A 19,433-nucleotide genomic window follows, 5' to 3' on the forward strand; every position below is an offset into this window, starting at 1 on the left:
ACTTCTCTTCTTTTAATTCTAAAAAAATTACTCTCTAAAATCAACAACAATTGGCGTTTTAGAAGTTGTATTATTTATATATAAATCAGACTCGCTTACAAAAGCCACAGTGACATTTATTTTTTCTGGGTTGACTTGGAAAATTTGTTGTAATCTTTCTTCAACTAGATGATAAATTTCATTAACCTCGGAATCTTTTGTATTTGTTTTTATTAATAAAAACTTCACATCAACTTGTGTCTCTGAATTAAAAAATAGTTGAATTTGAAAACGGTCAACTTCATTAAAAATCCAATCAAAATCATTTATAAAATATGCTTCAGCATCAACTGAAAATGATTTAGATTCTCTAGATACTAATGTTAAAACTCGTTTATTTCCTTCTTCTTTTATAGTTCCTACATCTCCCATCTTATATCTAAAAACTGGAAATCTTTTTCTTAATAAATTAGTTACCACTACCGTTCCGTTTCCATTATTATCTGGATTTTCTACTTCTACAATTATATCATCCAATATATGAAATGACATTGGTTTTTTTGAATAATTTGACCAACCCCATATACCAGTTTCCGCTGAGCCATATAACGAATAAATTTGTTGAACTCCAAATGCTTTTTTTAGAAGAACCACTTGAGATGCTAATAAAAACTCACCAGCATACATTATATTTTTTATAACTAATTGCAAATTATTATCAAGTACGTACTTTGCAAAAAGCACCAGTTTTGATGGTGTTCCCATTACTATGTTCCCTTTGAACTGTAATGCACTATTGTATACTAATTCAAAAGATGAAGACGCTCCTAAAGAAATAGTTGTAGCATTACACTTTTCTAAAACATCATCTACAATAGCAGCTGTTCGATACATATCTTTGTAACTAAATAAGTTTAATGCTATGGTTTTAGATGAAAACATTCCAAATTTAACTAGCTCTTGAGCTAACAGTTTACGTTGGTATAAGTTTTCTTCGATATCTACTGGAAAAATAAGAGGCTTTGCCGACGAACCTCCAGAACGTACTAAATATACCCCTTTTGATTCATCCTTTAGTTTGAATTTACTACTTAAAATTTTTCTTAAAGTATGTTTTTCCATAGGAAATACCTCAGACATAGATTGAACATCATCGTAATATTCTTTAAATAAAGAAGATGATTTTACTATAGAAAAATGTTCCTTCAATTTTTCATTTATCATTTTTCGCTATCGTTTTAAAATTTATGAAGAAAAAAGTAATGTATTTGATTTAAAAATATTTTTCTATACTTCACTATAAATTTTATTTTTTGAGATAATGTATTCAAACTAGACATTGCATGATTAATCCATCGTTTTGATACAACTCCTTTTAATCGTATATCATAATAATCAGTGCTTTTATTAAACCTAGTAAGTACAGGTGGAAAATCAATTTCTTTCCAATGATTATACTTTTTTCTTGAAGCACTTCCTGGTACTTCTCTAACTTTTAAAAACTCTCCCATCAATAAACCAACAGTATTCCTCTCTTTAATTATCATTTTTTTTAACACTCGATACCAATAGTCTATTCCCTCATAAATAATAGGTTCTTCAATGTATTTAATTGATTCACCATACGTTTTTTTTAAAACTACGTTAGAGCCTAATAAGTAAAAATTATGTGATGTAATTAATTTTAAAGGATTATTTATACGGTAAACATTAGGTTTTATTAATGTAAGTTCTTTTTTTAATTTATCAATTTTTGGATATACTCTATTACTTGGAAATAACTCAATTCCTAAAACTAAAAAATTAATGGTATGTAATGACATTACATGTATTGCTGTTTCAATCAAATTTTCTTTGTAAATATCATCTGCATCTAAAAAACTTACAATATCTCCAGTCGCTTTTGAAAATCCTATATTTCTAGCATATCCTATTCCATAATTTTTTTTTAGTTCAATCAATTCTACACGAATCCTTTTAAAACAAATAGGAGCTATTTTTAAATAGTCTTTCACTATTTGTAAGCTATCATCTGTACTTTTATCATCAACGATAATTAATTCATAAGGTAACTTACTTTGTACTGCTAAAGAATGTAATGTTTCTTTAATATAAGCAGCTTTATTATATAATGGAATTATAATTGAGAACCTCATTTATTTCATTCTTATAGCACTTGGTAATACATAAGCTCCACTGTGAACATTAATAATACTTTGTTTTGATCCTCTATAAACGCCTAATCCAAATGAATTTTCATTGTAAGCTAATAACATACCAACAATATTTATTTCTTCAATACTTTTATCATTTTCTATAGAAAACTTTTTTTGTGGTATATATTCTTGGACCATGTATTCACTCCATTTTTCATTAATTATTTTTCTCCAAGTATCTGAACTACATTCATTTTTAACAAACATGTCAAGTCCTCTACCTCCACTACTTTTTTTAAGTACCCAGTTAGCATTAGAGTTAATTAGTTGGTCTCTGATTATTTCTAAATCTAAAGTATAAGACGGGATAAGATATTTTTTTAAAAAATTATAGTCTTCACTGTTTACATACCTTCTCATTATTTGCTCATCATATAAAGCTGCTAATACTTTTTTATCATGAATTAAAATAATTGAACGTACATCATTTATACATTTTTTAGATCGTATTAACGCTTTTAAAACTGAAGGCTTTAATTGCATTAGTTCTTCCCTATCCATTTCAAGAATAAACTGAGTAGCTTCTTTAGCTTCAAAGATCAATTTACCTTCAACAACTTCAAAATCATTAGGTGAAACATCTTTAATAGTAAAACCTAGTTTAAGTAACTCATTAAACATTAAATATGCTTCAGTTCCTTTTTCTTTATTATGTACATAATATAGTGTTTCTTTTATGTCAAAATCATTTGACAAATTTGTAATAAATCCTGACTGTTCATCAATAGAATCCCATTCAGTACCTTCTTTTGGTTTTAGTTCATTTAATATCTCATTTATATAGTAACTAATCATCCAACCATTAATAGGATATCTACACCCTATTTCACAAATTTTTGGTACTCCTGACATATCAAAAACTAAATCTGGACGATACATACCTACTTTGTATGGTATTGAATATGCTTCTACTAATATATCTTCTAATTCTTTATCTAACTGATAAAATTGCTGTATTCTTTCATCATTAAAATAATTTAGAACTATCTTTTCAAAAACATCATTCAATAAGTTTGTTAATCTTGAAAACTCTACTTTTGAATTAGAGCTCATTACAACTGGAACATTTTTAAATAATTTTGTATCATGAGATAGCGTTCCTAAATGTTTTTTTAGTAACTGATTAAATTTTAATGCATCAACTCCTACCTTAGAAATATCCCAAGTATTTTCATCCTTTTTATTAACCTTATCTTCAATCATCTAAATTATTTTAAAAAGTGTATTCTTGAGAAAGTTCTTTATTTAAAACTCCCATTACCTCAGATTTTAAATGTAAATAGTCTTCTATTATTTGTTTTAAATCATAATTATTTACATCTATTTCAAAAGCCTTTGCATAAGAATTAACTGCATCTACTGCATGAAAAAAATGATTTTTCTCTGTTGGACCACAATGAACACGAATCCATGCAAGAGCACTGTCTATTTCTGACTCAGTTAAACGCCCTTCATCTTGCAACCAATTTTCAAATAAAGGAATGATAAATTCAACTTCACCATGTGTATAAATTTCATGTACTAAAGTTGTTAATAAACCTACCATAATATCTTTATTACGTAACGAATTTTTATCTTTCCAAGCCTTAAATGCTATCGCTTCTTTATTTAAAAATGTATTAGACAACCAAGAATCATCGCCAGCAATACTTGTTGCCATATTATAAAATAATTTAGAGTGTAATATTCTACCTACCACTGCTAAATCTTCATCAACAATTCTATTTAAACTTGATACTGATTTAAATAAATCATGTTCACTTTTTACTTCTTGATTTTTATGAATAATCATGGTCATACGATTACTTAAACCTGCAACTGTCATTGCACTATTATTTGTCTGACTCCAACTTTTAAAAAAAGTATTTAGTACTTCTTTATTTTGTTTTTGGGATGTAAATTCTTTAAAAGATTCTTCTATAACTGAAAACTTTTCTTCTTGTAAAGGAAAATAAGTAGACAACTGAGTTTTTAAGTGAGAACTCTCCATTTGATCTATTACAGGAGAAATAATTGAAATTAAGTTCATAATAAGTACGTTTTAAATTTTAGTTAGTTTTCTCTATTAAATAGCCTTACATACAACTATTTTATAATCATACTGCTAGTTTAAGAATTATACGTACTCTTTTCTTTTAAAAAACTCTAGACGTTTAAAATTCAGGTATAAGAGAGCGTTATTTTTAGTTATTAAAAACAAAAAGAGGTTAAAATCATAAATTGACTTAACCTCTTTTATTATTTCTTTAATAAAACTAATATACTTACGTTATGACGTTTTACCTGTTTTTAAATATTTTATTGCATTTTCAATAGATCTGTCTCTAGCTTTAATAAGTGTCTTGGTAAAATCAAAAAAGAACACCGAACTTTCACCTGTTGATTCAAATTCTAAAACTTGTTTCATAGCCTTTACATCGTAAATAACTACAGTAACACTTACTGTACAAAACTCAGTTGAATTATGGGTTCCCATTGACCCTGGACCAAACCCCGGAGAATAACTAGAACTAACATAATTATCAATTGTAACACCTTTTAAATACAATAAATATTTTTTATCTGTTTTAGTTAAAAGATTATTAATTATATCATTATTTTTTTTGCTATATCCTTCAGAAAGCGCCTTCCATTTATCACTTAAATCTATAACTAAATTGGTATATAAATTACTACTATTTAACGATGATTTAAAATAGTTAGCAAACGATTTTAAAAACACTTCATTACTCTCGTAATTTTTCTTAAATGTTTTTTTAAAACTATTTACAGTTACTTCTTTATTTGCAACAATTAGCATTGATTCAGATTTCAACACCTTTTCCGTTTTATGTATGTTGTTTATGAAATGTTTAGTTGGAATACAGGAAACTAATGAGATTAATACAAAAATGTATATTACTTTTTTTAACATAGCTTAGTTATTTTAAATTTAAGGCGGCAAATATATAACTCAAGGTATTATTTCACAACACCTATTTTATTTTCCTTTTCAAACCATATTGATTTTCTTTACTTTAAAATTAAAAAAACATGGTTTATCTAATCATAAACCATGTTTTTTATTTAATTATAATTCACAAATTAAAAAGAAAATATTCTTACTTATTTACTTCATAACTTTAACCCATTGTCCTTTATTACGAGCTATATAGTCATTGTCATACATTGCTTCTACTTGAATACCTGGTAAATAATACTCTCCTAAATAAGAAGCATTCAACAGTACTCTAAACGTTTTAGTTTCAAATTTATTTAAGGTAAAATAATTACTAATGCTTGCATCTCTAATATCTGTATAATCAACTTTTGATGAATTAGTATTGTTTCCAAAATCTGTGAAACGAGTATTTATAATTTCCCAACCTGATGGTATAAATTGTGTTAAAGCTACATTTTCAACTTTCTCATTAGTTGAATTTCTTACAGATATTTCTGCAACAAAATTAGTTCCTTGAGACAAACTATTTGGCTCAACTTTAACTCCTTCTTTTGATTTATAAACTACTGTTGCTTCTAAATTTTTTTGAACAACTTTCTCTTCACCAACTGGTAAAATTCCTTTATTAAAAACTCTTACATATAAAACTCCTTTATTTTTATTCGATACTTTTAATTTATTATCTTTTTGCAAGCCAACTAAATATTTAATAAACAATGCTTTGGATGTGTTTATTTTTTCTATGTTGTTATTAAATGAGTAACTAGCATTAATACCTGAACTTTCTCCATTTTGAAGCGCATATTGGCTTATTGCTAATAAACTATATGAAGTTGTTTGTGTACTCATCCAATTTTCACTAGATAAAGTTTCAGCAATTTCTTTAGCTAATTTAATTGCTTTTGTTTCCTCATTTAATAATGTATAGGTTTCTAAAGCCATTGCCTTATTTCTAGTTTCTGAACCATAATTATAGTAATACCTCTTAGAGTAATTTTGAGATGACAAACTATTTAAGATCAATTTTGCTATCGATTTTTTACCTAATAAAGCATAAGCTGCCGCTAATCTCATTTTAGCTTCATTAGAAATAGAATTGGTTTCTCTTAAACGATTCATTGATGCTAAATCAGGGCTATTTGCTAAACTCAAAGTGTATAATCGGTATGCTTGTGTTAAAGCATTATTATAATATCTTGAATTATTTCTCCAATTTCTTGATTCTTGTTTTTGGTATTCAATCCATTTTGACCTAAATCCAATAGGTAATACATATCCTTTTTTAGCAGCTTCAATCATAAAGTGCCCTGCATAAGATGTTCCCCAACTATTTGCATTACCACTTCCTTGCCAATAAGATAAACCTCCATTTGATAATTGAAAGTTTGATAAACGCTGAATTGTTGCTTTTATGTTTCTTTCGATTGATTGTTTTTTCTCTACTGGTAGTTCAAATATTTCAGAAAGAAATAATTGAGGAAAAGCACTGGAAGTAGTTTGCTCAACACATCCATGTGGATATTGAATTAAATACCCCATACGTTTTGTAAAATTCATTGGTGGTAATGTAGACAATTCTATACCAACAGCATTTGTTCCTTGAGTTCCAAAAGTTGAAAAGTTTATTTCACTTTGCTCGTTTGATTTTAAAATCAAATCTTTAACTTCTGTTGTTACAGGGTTTGGATTTAACACATCTATTTCTACTTCGTAAGATGCTTTTTCATTTCCAGAACTAGCTTCAATATTTACCTTACCTATACCTTTAAAATCATTAACTTTTAACGTAAAATATGCCATTTTTTCATCAGGCTGATTAAAAGTAACAGTTTGTGTTTTGTCTCCAATAATAGTATAAGATTCATTAGGCTTCACTGTTACCTTTATTTTTTTTACTGAAGGTTTCATTGCAAATACAGTAACTGGTAAAGTAACTGTTTCTTTTGGTGTTATTTTACGAGGTAATGAAGCTAAAATCATTACGGGTTTACGAACAAAAGAAGTTTTTTCATCACTACCGTATGCTTCCTTTTTTATATCAGTTGCAACAACCATTGCACGAACAGAACCAACATATTTGGGTATTTTTACCACATGTTCCTTAGTATCTCCTTTTTCTAAATGAAAAGACCCCAGATAAACAACCATAGGTTTAAACCTATTTGCTTTTTTGTTTTTACTACCAGCTTCAGCTTCATCTCCTCCTATACTTAATATTTGATTTACCTTACCTCCATAAGCACCTACCACATCATCAAAAATATCCCATGTTTTTACACCTAATGATTGACGTGCATAAAAAGTACTCCATGGATTAGGCGTTTTAAAACGTGTTAAATCTAACAAACCATCATCTACTAAAGCAATTGTATATGTCATTGCTTTCCCTTTTTTCTCTTTTACTTTAATTGTAGCTACTGATTCTGGTCGTAATTCATCAGCTATACTAATCTCTGGTTCTAATTTTGTAGCTGGATCATTTACCAACATTGGTATTGATCCATACATTCTTATTGGTAAATCATTTACTGTTTGACTATGTTTTTGTAACAATGATATATTTACAAAAACATTAGGTGTATAATTAGCTAACACTGGAAAACTAAATTCAGTTTGCTTAGCTTTTGTTTCTACCCAAAAATTATCTAATACTTCAACACCATTTTCAATGGTAATTAAAGCTCTTCCCCCTTCAGATGAGGGAAACTTTACTGTGGCTGTTTCATTTACTTGATACGATTCTTTATCTGTTGTAAATACCAACATCGTAGCATTTGTTTTGTCTTGACTTCCTTTTTTCTTTCCATACCAAGAAGGCCAATCGAAATATGCAATATTTGATGTTACATGTTTACTTTTTTTATCTCTTACTTTTATTAAATAACGCCCCCAATCACCTTCATCAACTTTTAAATCAAAAGAACCTTTACCAGCTGCATTCGTTTTTACCTGTAACGTTTTGTATGGTTGATGATAACGAGTTCCATCGTAATTCGAAAGTCCGTTATCAAATGTGCTCCACCACCATCTCCACGACAATTTGTACACCTTTACTTCTAGATTATTTCTAATACCTACTCCTAAATCGTTAACTGAAGCTACATTAAACGTATACTTTTCATCTGTAAACAAATAATTTCTAGACTGTTGCTCTTCTGCATTTAATAACCCAACATACGAAGTATATGGTGATACTTTTTTAGAAAATACATCGGTACTAAAATCACCTCCATTTTCATACACTTTAGTTATAAAACTGGCTTTTAACATCCCTGGAGCTTTATTAGCCAATCTCGGTTTTACTGAAAAAGTTGTTTTTCCTTCATTGTTTAAAACTCCTTTTAAAACTTTGAATTCTTCCGTACCAAATCTTCTAGTAATATCATCAAACTTATAATTTGAATACTTAGGAAAAGCTGTTACTGTTTGAGTAAATTTCCCATTAATGTCTAACTTTAAATTTCTAGCAATGGCACCATGCAACCACTTTACTTCCACATCTCCATCAATAGATGTATTCGCCTTAATAAAATCTGCTTTTGTATTTAACTTAATTTTTAAACGGTTAGGCTTAATTGTTTCTATTTTTAAATTTTTATTAAAAACCGCCCCACCTACACTTACTCTTAACTTCCAATTTCCTGTTATTGCATCTCTATTAGTTTTAGGAGAATACGCATACACATTTTTGGGAATTTTAAATAATATTTTACGTTCAGTAATTTTCCCTTGCGGATTAATCAACTCAAATTTTATTGGATGTTTTTCTGGAATTGGATTCGCATTATCATTTAAAACAAAAGTTAAAAATAATTGATCTCCTGGTCTCCAAACTCCTCTTTCTCCATAAATATATCCCTTAATTCCCTTTTGAAGTTTCACTCCTGAAACATCAAACTTACTCATTGACAATGAATTTCCGTCATTCAGTTTAATATAGGTAGTATTATTATTTTTAGTTACAACAGCAAAAAAAGCATTGGTTATACCTTCAATTTTTACTATTCCTTCTTTATCTGTTGTTGTTTCAATAACTGGTTGCTGCTGTAAATTATATAACGTTACCTTAGCTCCTTCAACTGGCTTAGTTGTTAATAAATCAGTCACAGCAATAAAAGTTGTATTATTGTTTCCTTTTTTAACTATTACACCCAAATTAGTAGCTAAAATATTTGTGCTAATATTTTTATTATAAAAATAGGATTCAGTACAAGGATTTTTTCTATCACTCCAACGATAGCTACGATAATTATCATTATAATAGTTAGGATTATCGAACGCCTTAGTATTTACTTCTTTTTTACCATAAACTATTGTAGTTGTTGAAAGTGTTTCATCACAAGTGTAATTTGAATATTCTTTTTTAAATGAAAGCTCTACCCTATACATTGCTCCATTTTCAACAGTAATAATTTCTGCTAAATCTATAGCAAAGGCATTTTCTTTAGTCAAATCAACACCTTGATTTGTTAAGTTTACAGTATAACTTGCTACTGGCCTTCCTACATAACGTAAATTACCTTTATTACTTAGGTTGTTATATTGTAAAAACTGTAATACATTATCTTTATATATTTTATAAATAGTTGCATCAACAGCTTTAAGGTTAACAGCTTTAAAGTTTATTTTTAAATTTTTTGAATTTGGTATAATTGTTCCACTTTTTATAAAACTTACAAGCGGATTTAATTGTTTAAAGTGTAATGTTTTACTATAACTTTCTTTTAAAGCATATCCGTCAATACTTTTAAGTCCTTTAAATATTTCAATATCAACTTTATTTTTAAATGCTGCTTTTGGATAGATTGTTACTATATTGTTATTAATAGCATACGTAAAATATCTTTTTTGAGTATTTACAAACTGAATAAGCCCTTTTAAATCTTGATTCTTCTTTATTGCATCAGAAAAACTAATCTCTATATGTTGTTTTTCAGTATCAACAACTTCAATATTTAATACTTTAAAGTTGTTCTTTCCTGTAATTGATAATTCTCTTTCTCCTTTAGATACTGAGTTAATTGCTTTACCATTCCATAAGACATTTATACTTTTATCATCTTCAAATCTTTTTAATTTATCAATTTTAAAAGTCGCTTTAGAAACAAACTCTTCTGAAGTATCAAACTTTATATCTGTGGCTTTTCCATTATAACTTGCACTCACTAACTCTGAAAGTTTTGAGCTTTCAATTACATCACTCGCTGTTAAAACTCCTTCAATATAATATTCATCTTTATTTAATACAGTTGGTGACTTTAATGCTACATTAAATAACAGTTTTTTTGTTTTAATTTTAACAGTAAAATCTTTCAGGTTACTATCAATACCATCGTATAGTTTTGATAAATGTAAGGTTACATTGTATTCTTGATTACTTTTTAACTTTTCAGAAGGAACAAAAGTTAATAAGTTGTCTTTTAAAACAACCGTCCCTTTTACTTTAGGTGTTATCGTAAAAACATCATTTTTTACATCAGCTACATTTGCTTTATTCTTTAATAAAAAATCTAAACTAGAAGTCGTCGATATTAAATTCTCAGGAAAAACTGAAACATATTCACTATAATCATGAACATTACTTGCTTTAGACTCGTTTTTTTTACATGATTGTACACCCAATACAAATACTAGTAAAATGATGATTTGATAGACTCTTTTCATATTAAAATAGTTCTTTTTCTTAAAAAATATTTGAAGTACTTCAAAGTTAGTTATTTTACTTCTTGTTTTAGTTAAAAAGAGCTTATATTTTTTACTTTTACACTTTCAAATTTAAATTATGCTTGGATTAAAATTCGATACTGAAACTTCATGGGTTGACGTTGCTAAAAATGGATTACAACAACTATTAACTGACCATGCTTTTGCTGAACAAAAAGCCGCTTCTAACGCTGTTTCGATTATTATAAATTATTCTGAAGAAACTGCACTTGTTAAGGATATGAGTGATATTGCTATTGAAGAGATGGAACACTTTAGAATGGTTCATAATATTATGATTGAACGTAATATGGTGTTAGGTCAAGGAACGAAAAATGATTATGCTTTAAAGCTTCAAAAGTTTTTTCCGCATACAGGGAAGCGTTCAGAAGCATTAGTACATAGATTATTAGTTGCTGCTTTAATTGAAGCTAGAAGTTGTGAACGTTTTAAAGTGTTTGCTGACAATTTGAAAGATGAACAACTTTCTAAATTTTATTTAGATTTGATGGTTTCTGAAGCTAATCATTATACCTTATTCTTAGGATATGCAAGAAAGTATATGGATAAGAATATTGTTGATAAAAAGTGGAATGATTTATTAGCATTTGAAGCTGAAATGATGAAAAATAGAGGTACTACTGCCAAAGTTCACGGATAATAGAGATACACGATAATTCAACAATTATTGAAAATTAATAACTCACATAATGTTTAGTAAAGAAGAATCTGCTCAATTAAGAAAAGAATTTTGGACTAGCTTTGGAAAATCTTTTCCAAGAAAATGGTTGTTATACAACACTAAAATAAAAGGATTTGCGTTTAAATTTCAAGCGGATAGAAAAAAAGCTTCTGTTTGCCTAGATTTTGAGCATCCTGAAGAAATAGCAAATGAGTTATTATACGATCAACTAATTTCATTAAAAAAAATACTTGAAACCGAGTACTTACCCGAAGTTATTTACAATGATAATTTTGAGTTAGATAATCGTAAAATAATTAGACGCATATATATTCCTTTTGAAAAAAAGTTTAGTATTCATAATAAAAACACTTGGAGAGACTGTTATGAGTTTTTTGTTGATACTATGACTGAATTTGAACTGTTTTTTTACGAATATGAAGATTTTATTAAGCAAGCCATATAATTCGATATAATGAAGAAACCTTTTGTTAAGTTTAATATTCTATTACTAGCTGTTTTATTTTTTACTTGTTCATCAGATAAAATTTCAGATATAAATGATCAAGCAAATACTTCTTTAGAAACTGAAATTTTATTATTAATTAACGATCATAGAGCTAGCTTAAATTTAAAAAAACTTGAAACACTAGCTGTTATAAAAACACAAACAAACAGTCATACTAAATATATGATTAAAAAAGGTAAAATATCACACGATAACTTTAATCAACGTGCTAATTATCTTCAAACAAATGCAAAAGCTACTAGCACTTCTGAAAACGTTGCTTCTGGATATTCTTCAGCAAAATCTGTAATTAAAGGCTGGTTAAATAGCACTGGTCATCGTAAAAATATTGAAGGCAATTATACTCATTTTAATATAACTGCTGCCCAAAACAATAAAGGAATTTGGTATTACACCAATATTTTCATGTATCAATAAAAACAAATTCTACCATCTAAAATATTTATTTTTTACTCGTACTTTTTTAATTATTAGTGCTTCTAAAGCAAAAATTTCATGGTAATCATAACTTATACGTTCATACCCTCCTACTCTCCATTGAGTTCCATATGAGTTTTTTATAATGAAACCTTCTTTATCATAACCAACAATGGCAACAGCATGGCCTCCATATTTATTTTTAGTATCAGTTATTTCCATCAATAGCTCACCCTTTACTATACGTTGATTAATATTTTGATATAAACCTTTAGCTACTGAATATTTAAGATAATTTCCACTTGCGCCTAATACTTTATATCCCACATCTGGTGTTATGGTATTAAATTTCCTAGAAGAAAAACTTTTCCAAGCATCTTGATATATCAGAGGATATGAAACAGGAATCGCTTTTATTCCATTACGCAATTGTTGTTTTATATATTCTATATCCTTTGCTTTCTTAGCATCTAAATATTCATAGTCAGTGACAAAAACCCTAGCCTTTTTCTTATATTTTGTAACCAATGTAAATAAACCAACTTCACCTTCATATAAATATTTAGAAAACTGAGTTTCATTCATTTCTCTAGCTCTTTCATAATCTAAATTATATGGCAAATATTTCTCTTCAATAACTCCATCCTTTTTTAAAGATTCAGGGTAAAACTTTAAAAAATGCCCTCTTTTAACTGCAGTTTTACCATCATACTGATATCCTTTTTGAAATGCATATAAATACTTCTCACTTAAATCTTTTGGTACATTAGGAAATGTTTCTAAAGCTGCTGCAATAGCAAATGCTGTACATGTATATTTTACTCCTTGGTGTTTAACTGGTGATTGACTTTTCCAATGAACTAAAGGAAGAGATCTACTTATTTTAGTAAAATCTGTAGTTTGAGAAAATATAATTTCCGCCAATAAAAGTAAACATAGAGTAAATGTATATCTCTTCATAGTTTATTGTTTTTTAAGATAGTACGCCAAATATACAATAACTACATTTTTATATAAAAGTGAAAAACACCCTAAATTAGGGTGTTTTTTCGTTGATTTATTTTTTATTTTTTTATAAAAACTTAATACTAAAAGGATAACTTGGTTCTTCATTATTACTTGCTTTAATAGCATTTAGTATCGGGAAAATAATATACGCAGCTCCTATTACTAAAAAGCCAAGTAAGCCCAAACCAAAAAATAACACTAAAGGAATACATATTAACAAATATAGAAACATAGTTATTCTAAAGTTTAAAATAGCTTTACCATGTTCATCCATATGTAAAATTTCATCCTTTTTTACAGCCCATATAATAAGAGGAACAATGAATCCTCCGATTCCTGTTACAAAATCTAATAATTGACTTAAATGGGTTAACACTAATAACTGATTATTTCTTTTCATATGTATATAGAGGTTGATTGTATAAATAAGACGCTTAACATGCAGTTTTGTTACAAAAAGTAAATTTATATCTCTATTTTACTATGTATATTTGCACCATGATTGAAAACGATACCATTATTGCTTTAGCTACTCCAGCAGGTGTTGGAGCCATTGCTATAATTAGACTTTCTGGAGAAAAATCTATTGAAATTGCCGATACTTTTTTCAAATCGGTTAAGAAAGTTAAATCGCTACGTACCCAAAAATCTCATACTCTACATTTGGGACATATTGTAAATAATGATCGTGTTATTGATCAAGTATTAGTTTCTATTTTTAAAAATCCACATTCTTATACGGGTGAAAACGTAGTAGAAATTTCATGTCATGGATCAAGTTTTATTCAGCAAGAAATCATTCAACTATTTTTACAAAATGGGTGTAGAATGGCTGATAATGGTGAATTTACCATGCGTGCTTTTTTAAATGGAAAAATGGATTTAAGTCAGGCAGAAGCAGTTGCTGATGTTATTGCTTCAAATTCTGCAGCTTCCCATCAAATGGCTATTCAACAAATGCGTGGTGGAATTACCAATGAATTAAAAGAATTACGTGGTCAATTATTAGATTTTGCTGCCTTAATTGAATTAGAACTCGATTTTTCAGGTGAAGATGTTGAATTTGCCGACCGAACTAAATTTAAAGAACTTGTTTCAAAAATTACGTTTGTACTAAAGCGATTAATTGATTCTTTTGCTTTTGGAAATGCAATGAAAAATGGGATTCCAGTTGCAATAATAGGGGAACCTAATGTTGGAAAATCAACACTTTTAAATGTTTTATTAAACGAAGAAAAAGCCATTGTTTCTGACATTGCAGGTACTACTCGTGATGCCATTGAAGATGAAGTTATTATTGACGGAGTTGCTTTTCGTTTTATCGATACTGCTGGTATTCGTGAAACTGAAGATGTTGTTGAAAATATTGGTATAAAAAAGGCGTATGAAAAAGCAGAAAACGCTCAATTAATTATTTTCTTAATCGATTCAAATAAATTTTCTTATTCTAGTGATTTATTTTTAGAGGAAATTGAAACTATCAAAGAGCGTTTTCCAAATAAACGTTTACTAGTAATTGCAAATAAAATTGACACATTATCGTGTCATGACTCTTCTATTTTACAATCAGAAATTGAGCATTTAATTTTATTGTCTGCAAAACAAAAAACAGGAATTGATGAACTAAGAAGTGAGTTAACTTCCTTAGTAAATACTGGAGCTTTAAGTAATAATGAAACTATTGTTACAAATTCTCGTCATTTTGAAGCTTTAAACAATGCGTTAATAGCTATTACTTCTGTACAACAAGGTATTGACTTAGAAATTTCTACCGATTTATTTTCTATTGATATTCGTGAGTGTTTACGTCATTTAGGAAATATAACTGGTGAGTATGATGTTGATAAAGATATTTTAGGGCACATTTTTGGTAATTTCTGTATCGGGAAGTAACCAAGTAAAAACAATACATAACTAAAACTCTTTAAACTCAATAAAATCAAAAGTTTAAAGGGTTTTTAATTTTCTTTATTAGGTTTTAATTTTACTTTATTTTCTTTATTTTTGTCTCTGATTTGTCCCGCAATTCAAAACAAAGGGACAAAAAAGACAAATTTTAATCAGAAAAGCGAAATTGTGGCACATACTGTCACTTATTGACACTATATGCTATCCTATTACAAAATATGAGTAGTAACATCGAAATAGAAAAAAAATGTGTGTACTGTAGTAATAAGTTTATAGCTAAAACTTTAAAAACTAAATATTGCTCACTTAAATGTAATCAAAAACACTACAAACAGCGTAAGCGTCAAGAAAAAATAGATAACTACACAGAAGAACAAATTAATCCCCCGAATGAACAAAACATTAAAATTGATTTAAAAGACAAAGAATTTTTAAGCGTTTCTCAAGCCGCTTTATTGATTGGAGTTAGCAAACGTACTATTTACAGATTAATACAAAATAAAGAACTAAAGCACCATAAGATAGGCAGTAGAACAATAATTAAGAGATTTGATATTAACAAATTATTTGAAGAGATATGAAAATAACGTTAAGGACAAAGAAACTCAAAAACGGTATGTTGAGTTTATATTTAGACTACTATACAGGTACTGACTCTAATGGGAAAATTATCAGAAGAAAGAAAACCTTAAAAGGTTTTGACATCCATGAGAAACCTAAAAATACTTCCGAAAGAAAGTATAATAAGGAAAAAAAGGAATTAGCCGAAAAAATAAAAACCCAAGAACAAAATAAATACAACCATCAAGAATATGGCTTTAATGAAGATGATAAATTAAACGCTGATTTTTTAGAGTACTTTCAAACCCTCACAAACAAAAGATTTGAAAGTTACGGTAATTATGGTAGCTGGGATAGTACATTAAAGCATCTCAAAAAATTCACAAAAAACAAACCAATTACTTTTAAAGATATTGACTATCACTTTGTCCTAGATTTTAAAAACTATCTACAACACAAAGCTCTTAAAAAAAATGGAGAACCCTTATCTCAAAACTCCCAATACTCCTATTTTAATAAATTTAGAGCTTCTTTAAAAGAAGCATATAGGGCTAGAATAATTTCCGATAATCCAGCCACGAGAGTTGAGGGTATAAAAGAAAAAGAAACTTTTAGAGAATATCTAACTCAAGAAGAAATAGAAACTTTAGCAGAAACACCTCTAAAGCCAAAAGTATTAAAAAATGCTTTTATTTTTTCTTGTCTAACAGGTTTACGATTTGGAGACATTAAAAACCTAAAGTGGTCTCAAATAGAAATACTTAATGGAGAGAAAAGAATTAAAATTAGACAAAAAAAAACAGAAAGTATACAATACATAGACTTACATCCCCAAGCTTCTGATTTAATAGGCAAAAAAGGAGTTAATGACCTTATTTTTCATGGATTGAAATACGATAATGAAAAAATAAAAAACTGGGTAAAAGAAGCTGGGATAAACAAAAAGATAACGTTCCACTGTGGAAGGCACTCCCATGCCACCTTACTAATGACCTCAGGAGCAGACCTTTATGTGATTAAAGAAATTTTAGGTCACAAGCATATACATACTACCCAAATCTACACAAAGGTTGTTAGTCAAAGAAGGAAAGAAGCTATTAAGAAATTACCTATTTTAAACCTCAACTATGAATTATAACAAGTTAACCGAACAGCTAAAAGTTTATGAAGAAAAAAGAGCTGACCTAATTAATCAATTTAAAGAATTAATAGATGAGATTGGAAGTTTTATCGAAAGAGAATATAATATTAGACCTAATGCAAATAAATTTGCTGATTGGTTCATCAATAACCACACATCAATTTTTAAAAAGAAAAGACGTGTCCCCTTTAGATTAACTAGAGAATATATTTTCGAATTCTGTTCAGAGTATCAAAAAGAACTAGCTGAAACTGCACTAAGCCAAAAAATACCTACACATATTTATTCAACGAGTGAAAACACTTATAGAGATAAGGTTGAGAAGGTTTTTGAAGAATATATTCCTAAAATGGAAGCTAAAGTAGAAACTTATACTTTACTTAAGTTAATTACTGATGCCTCACATATATTATTTTATGAAGAGCTTCCCGACAAGATAGATAAACTTGTTATAAATGAGTTTGATGCAAAACGAGAAAGCATAAGGTATCTTTTTTATCAAGTTTACCTATTAAATAAAACAAAAAAAATTAAGCGTTTAATTGTAGATTATTTATTAAAAAAGTTTGACGCTCTTTCTAATAATGAAACAGAAACCTTATTAAAAAAACTATCAAACAAACCTCAACATTTCGATAAGGTGAAATAAAGTCACCAAAATCACTTTTCTGCACCATTCCTTTAAGTAATACTATTGCAATGTAATTACATAATAAAGTAAATCAAGGAATTGCAATTCCATTTTGTTAACATTTAAACCGTTGAGAAATGGAAGAAATTTTATTAAAGTTAGAAGAATTAAAGAAAGTAGCTCTTCTACAAAAGGAAGTATTGACTATCGATGAAGTATCATTGTATACAGGCTATACAGTAGATTACTTATATAAACTCATACATCTAAAGGAAATACCTTATCGCAAACCTCCTAAAGGCAGGAAACTGTTTTTTATAAAAGAGGAACTAATAAGCTGGCTTACGAGTAATAAGGAATACTCAAACGAACAACTAGATCAAAGAGCAGCTAATTATAGAATTAAAAACGGTTTCTAATGGAGAGGTTTTATAACACCAGTCCATCTGATGAAAATATAATAAGTCAAACTTATACCCCTTTTTCGTCCACATTTGAACCTGACACACTCAGAATTTACTTACATAATTCATACATCGAAGACAACTATGATTTCAATCTTCTTTATGAGTTAATTAAAGCAGAGCAAAAAGGTAACAGAATTGTTGGTAGGTACAGGAATTTTAAAATAAGTATTGATTCTTCTCAGGGTATTACTTTGACAGGTAGCTTCTCTAATTATTATGTTGGTAAAACTAAGATTTTACCATTCAATAAGCTGAAAGATGCTGTAAGTAAACTCAGTGACGAGCTTGGACTTAGCTTACACGAAGCAAGACTGTACAGGGTTGACGTTAATTGGAATACTATAACAGATAAGGACGTTAGCACTTACACTCATCATCTATTTATAGATTTACCAAGATTTAAAAGATTAGAGCAAGATGATGGAGTAACATTCAAGACTCAATCAAAAGCCTTAATATTTTACAATAAATCTAAAGAGCTTTTCGAAAAACAGAATAAGATTGTTAAAAATTGGTTCAGGATAGAGTTTAAACTTCTCAAAAATGTAAAAAAAAATTCAGGGTTAAGTAAATTAAAAGAGCTTTATAGTTTTTCTAAATTTAAAATACTTGTTGATATGCTTTATAACTACTACAATAAGGTTAAGAAAAAAATAGTTCCCAAAAATTTTTATGACTTAAAAAACGTCAAATATTTTTTAAACTATTTAATAGTAAAAGGTATAGAAAACTCAGGGGGTATTGAAGCTATATATAAAGAAATTGAACAACTAGATAGTGAAAATAAATTTACGAGTAGAAAGCAAAAATATAGGCTTAGGCTTAAAATGAAAACTATATCTGAAAACAACGAACTAACAACTTTACATCCTTTAGTGGTGGAGTTAAATCAAAAAATAAATTTTTCATACAAAAACACAAAAACATGGATTTAAAAGAAACAAATAAAAATTTAACACCAAAACAAGAAAACTTTTTAAATGTATTAAACTTATACTTAAAGAGGCAAAGAGAAGTTCAATTCTTTGACATTTATCAGGGAGATAAGCAAGAAATAACCAATTGGTTTCTACGTGACAAATTGTTTAGAACAAATTATTTAAAAAGAATTGGGCTAGATAAAAATGGTAGAGATTTTTTAACAGAAACTATTGAAAGCTTAGATCAGTTTAACATAAGAATGGCTATTAAATCTTTAAAGTTATTAGATCGGCAGAAAAATCTCTTATTAGACATACTCTAATATTAAA

18 protein-coding genes are annotated in these 19,433 nt (G+C 28.2%); 10 read left to right on the plus strand and 8 right to left on the minus strand.

Annotated features, from left to right (window positions below; all coding sequences use genetic code 11):
- Positions 1-27: 27 nt before the first annotated feature.
- The 6 genes from ACKTTQ_RS07745 to ACKTTQ_RS07770 form a co-directional block, all read right to left on the minus strand.
- On the minus strand, positions 28-1,203 hold the full coding sequence (locus ACKTTQ_RS07745) for a phenylacetate--CoA ligase family protein (protein ID WP_408048844.1): 1,176 nt from the start codon (positions 1,201-1,203) through the stop codon (positions 28-30).
- 14 nt (positions 1,204-1,217) lie between these two features.
- Entirely contained in the window at positions 1,218-2,135 is a 918-nt protein-coding gene (locus tag ACKTTQ_RS07750; RefSeq protein WP_408048845.1) for a glycosyltransferase family 2 protein, read from the minus strand.
- On the minus strand, positions 2,136-3,398 hold the full coding sequence (locus tag ACKTTQ_RS07755) for a hypothetical protein (RefSeq protein ID WP_408048846.1): 1,263 nt from the start codon (positions 3,396-3,398) through the stop codon (positions 2,136-2,138). It abuts the gene before it with no gap.
- A gap of 10 nt (positions 3,399-3,408) precedes the next feature.
- Complete coding sequence (locus ACKTTQ_RS07760; protein ID WP_408048847.1) at positions 3,409-4,224, minus strand: hypothetical protein; 816 nt, start codon at positions 4,222-4,224, stop codon at positions 3,409-3,411.
- A 240-nt stretch (positions 4,225-4,464) separates the two neighbouring features.
- Positions 4,465-5,109 carry a hypothetical protein gene (locus tag ACKTTQ_RS07765; protein WP_408048848.1) on the minus strand — a complete coding sequence of 215 codons (645 nt, stop codon included), beginning with the start codon at positions 5,107-5,109 and terminating at the stop codon, positions 4,465-4,467.
- A gap of 195 nt (positions 5,110-5,304) precedes the next feature.
- Positions 5,305-10,800, minus strand: a complete 5,496-nt coding sequence (locus tag ACKTTQ_RS07770; protein ID WP_408048849.1) for an alpha-2-macroglobulin family protein — start codon at positions 10,798-10,800, stop codon at positions 5,305-5,307.
- 118 nt (positions 10,801-10,918) lie between these two features.
- On the opposite strand from ACKTTQ_RS07770, the gene miaE reads away from it, so the two are divergent.
- Genes miaE through ACKTTQ_RS07785 form a run of 3 tightly spaced genes read left to right on the plus strand, consistent with a single transcriptional unit; the run spans position 10,919 to position 12,467 of the window.
- Entirely contained in the window at positions 10,919-11,500 is a 582-nt protein-coding gene (gene miaE, locus ACKTTQ_RS07775; RefSeq protein ID WP_093871530.1) for a tRNA-(ms[2]io[6]A)-hydroxylase, read from the plus strand.
- A 49-nt stretch (positions 11,501-11,549) separates the two neighbouring features.
- Positions 11,550-11,987, plus strand: coding sequence for a DUF4268 domain-containing protein (locus tag ACKTTQ_RS07780; RefSeq protein WP_093871531.1), 438 nt, complete (start codon positions 11,550-11,552; stop codon positions 11,985-11,987).
- A gap of 9 nt (positions 11,988-11,996) precedes the next feature.
- Positions 11,997-12,467, plus strand: a complete 471-nt coding sequence (locus ACKTTQ_RS07785) for a CAP domain-containing protein (RefSeq protein ID WP_408048850.1) — start codon at positions 11,997-11,999, stop codon at positions 12,465-12,467.
- Positions 12,468-12,476: 9 nt separating this feature from the next.
- Here ACKTTQ_RS07785 and ACKTTQ_RS07790 read toward each other — a convergent pair whose 3' ends face one another.
- Positions 12,477-13,427: a C1 family peptidase gene (locus tag ACKTTQ_RS07790; protein ID WP_408048851.1), complete on the minus strand. Its 951-nt coding sequence runs from the start codon at positions 13,425-13,427 to the stop codon at positions 12,477-12,479.
- 112 nt (positions 13,428-13,539) lie between these two features.
- Positions 13,540-13,875, minus strand: coding sequence for a DUF4870 domain-containing protein (locus tag ACKTTQ_RS07795; RefSeq protein WP_093871532.1), 336 nt, complete (start codon positions 13,873-13,875; stop codon positions 13,540-13,542).
- A gap of 98 nt (positions 13,876-13,973) precedes the next feature.
- Here ACKTTQ_RS07795 and mnmE point away from each other — a divergent pair, with 98 nt between their 5' ends.
- The 7 genes from mnmE (at position 13,974) to ACKTTQ_RS07830 (ending at position 19,426) form a co-directional block, all read left to right on the plus strand.
- Positions 13,974-15,368, plus strand: a complete 1,395-nt coding sequence (mnmE, locus tag ACKTTQ_RS07800; protein ID WP_408048852.1) for a tRNA uridine-5-carboxymethylaminomethyl(34) synthesis GTPase MnmE — start codon at positions 13,974-13,976, stop codon at positions 15,366-15,368.
- A gap of 233 nt (positions 15,369-15,601) precedes the next feature.
- Positions 15,602-15,964 carry a helix-turn-helix domain-containing protein gene (locus ACKTTQ_RS07805; RefSeq protein ID WP_408048853.1) on the plus strand — a complete coding sequence of 121 codons (363 nt, stop codon included), beginning with the start codon at positions 15,602-15,604 and terminating at the stop codon, positions 15,962-15,964.
- A complete protein-coding gene (locus ACKTTQ_RS07810; RefSeq protein WP_408048854.1) occupies positions 15,961-17,082 on the plus strand; it encodes a tyrosine-type recombinase/integrase in 1,122 nt (373 codons plus the stop codon). The genes ACKTTQ_RS07805 and ACKTTQ_RS07810 overlap by 4 nt, the downstream gene beginning before the upstream one ends.
- Entirely contained in the window at positions 17,072-17,734 is a 663-nt protein-coding gene (locus ACKTTQ_RS07815) for a hypothetical protein (protein WP_408048855.1), read from the plus strand. Before ACKTTQ_RS07810 ends, ACKTTQ_RS07815 begins: the two co-directional genes overlap by 11 nt.
- Before the next feature lie 119 nt (positions 17,735-17,853).
- On the plus strand, positions 17,854-18,135 hold the full coding sequence (locus ACKTTQ_RS07820; protein ID WP_408048856.1) for a helix-turn-helix domain-containing protein: 282 nt from the start codon (positions 17,854-17,856) through the stop codon (positions 18,133-18,135).
- A complete protein-coding gene (locus ACKTTQ_RS07825; RefSeq protein ID WP_408048857.1) occupies positions 18,135-19,118 on the plus strand; it encodes a hypothetical protein in 984 nt (327 codons plus the stop codon). Before ACKTTQ_RS07820 ends, ACKTTQ_RS07825 begins: the two co-directional genes overlap by 1 nt.
- Positions 19,109-19,426, plus strand: a complete 318-nt coding sequence (locus tag ACKTTQ_RS07830) for a hypothetical protein (protein WP_408048858.1) — start codon at positions 19,109-19,111, stop codon at positions 19,424-19,426. The genes ACKTTQ_RS07825 and ACKTTQ_RS07830 overlap by 10 nt, the downstream gene beginning before the upstream one ends.
- The last annotated feature ends 7 nt before the right edge of the window (positions 19,427-19,433 follow it).

Source organism: Tenacibaculum halocynthiae, from assembly GCF_964512825.1.
GTDB classification, from domain to species: Bacteria; Bacteroidota; Bacteroidia; order Flavobacteriales; family Flavobacteriaceae; genus Polaribacter; species Polaribacter halocynthiae.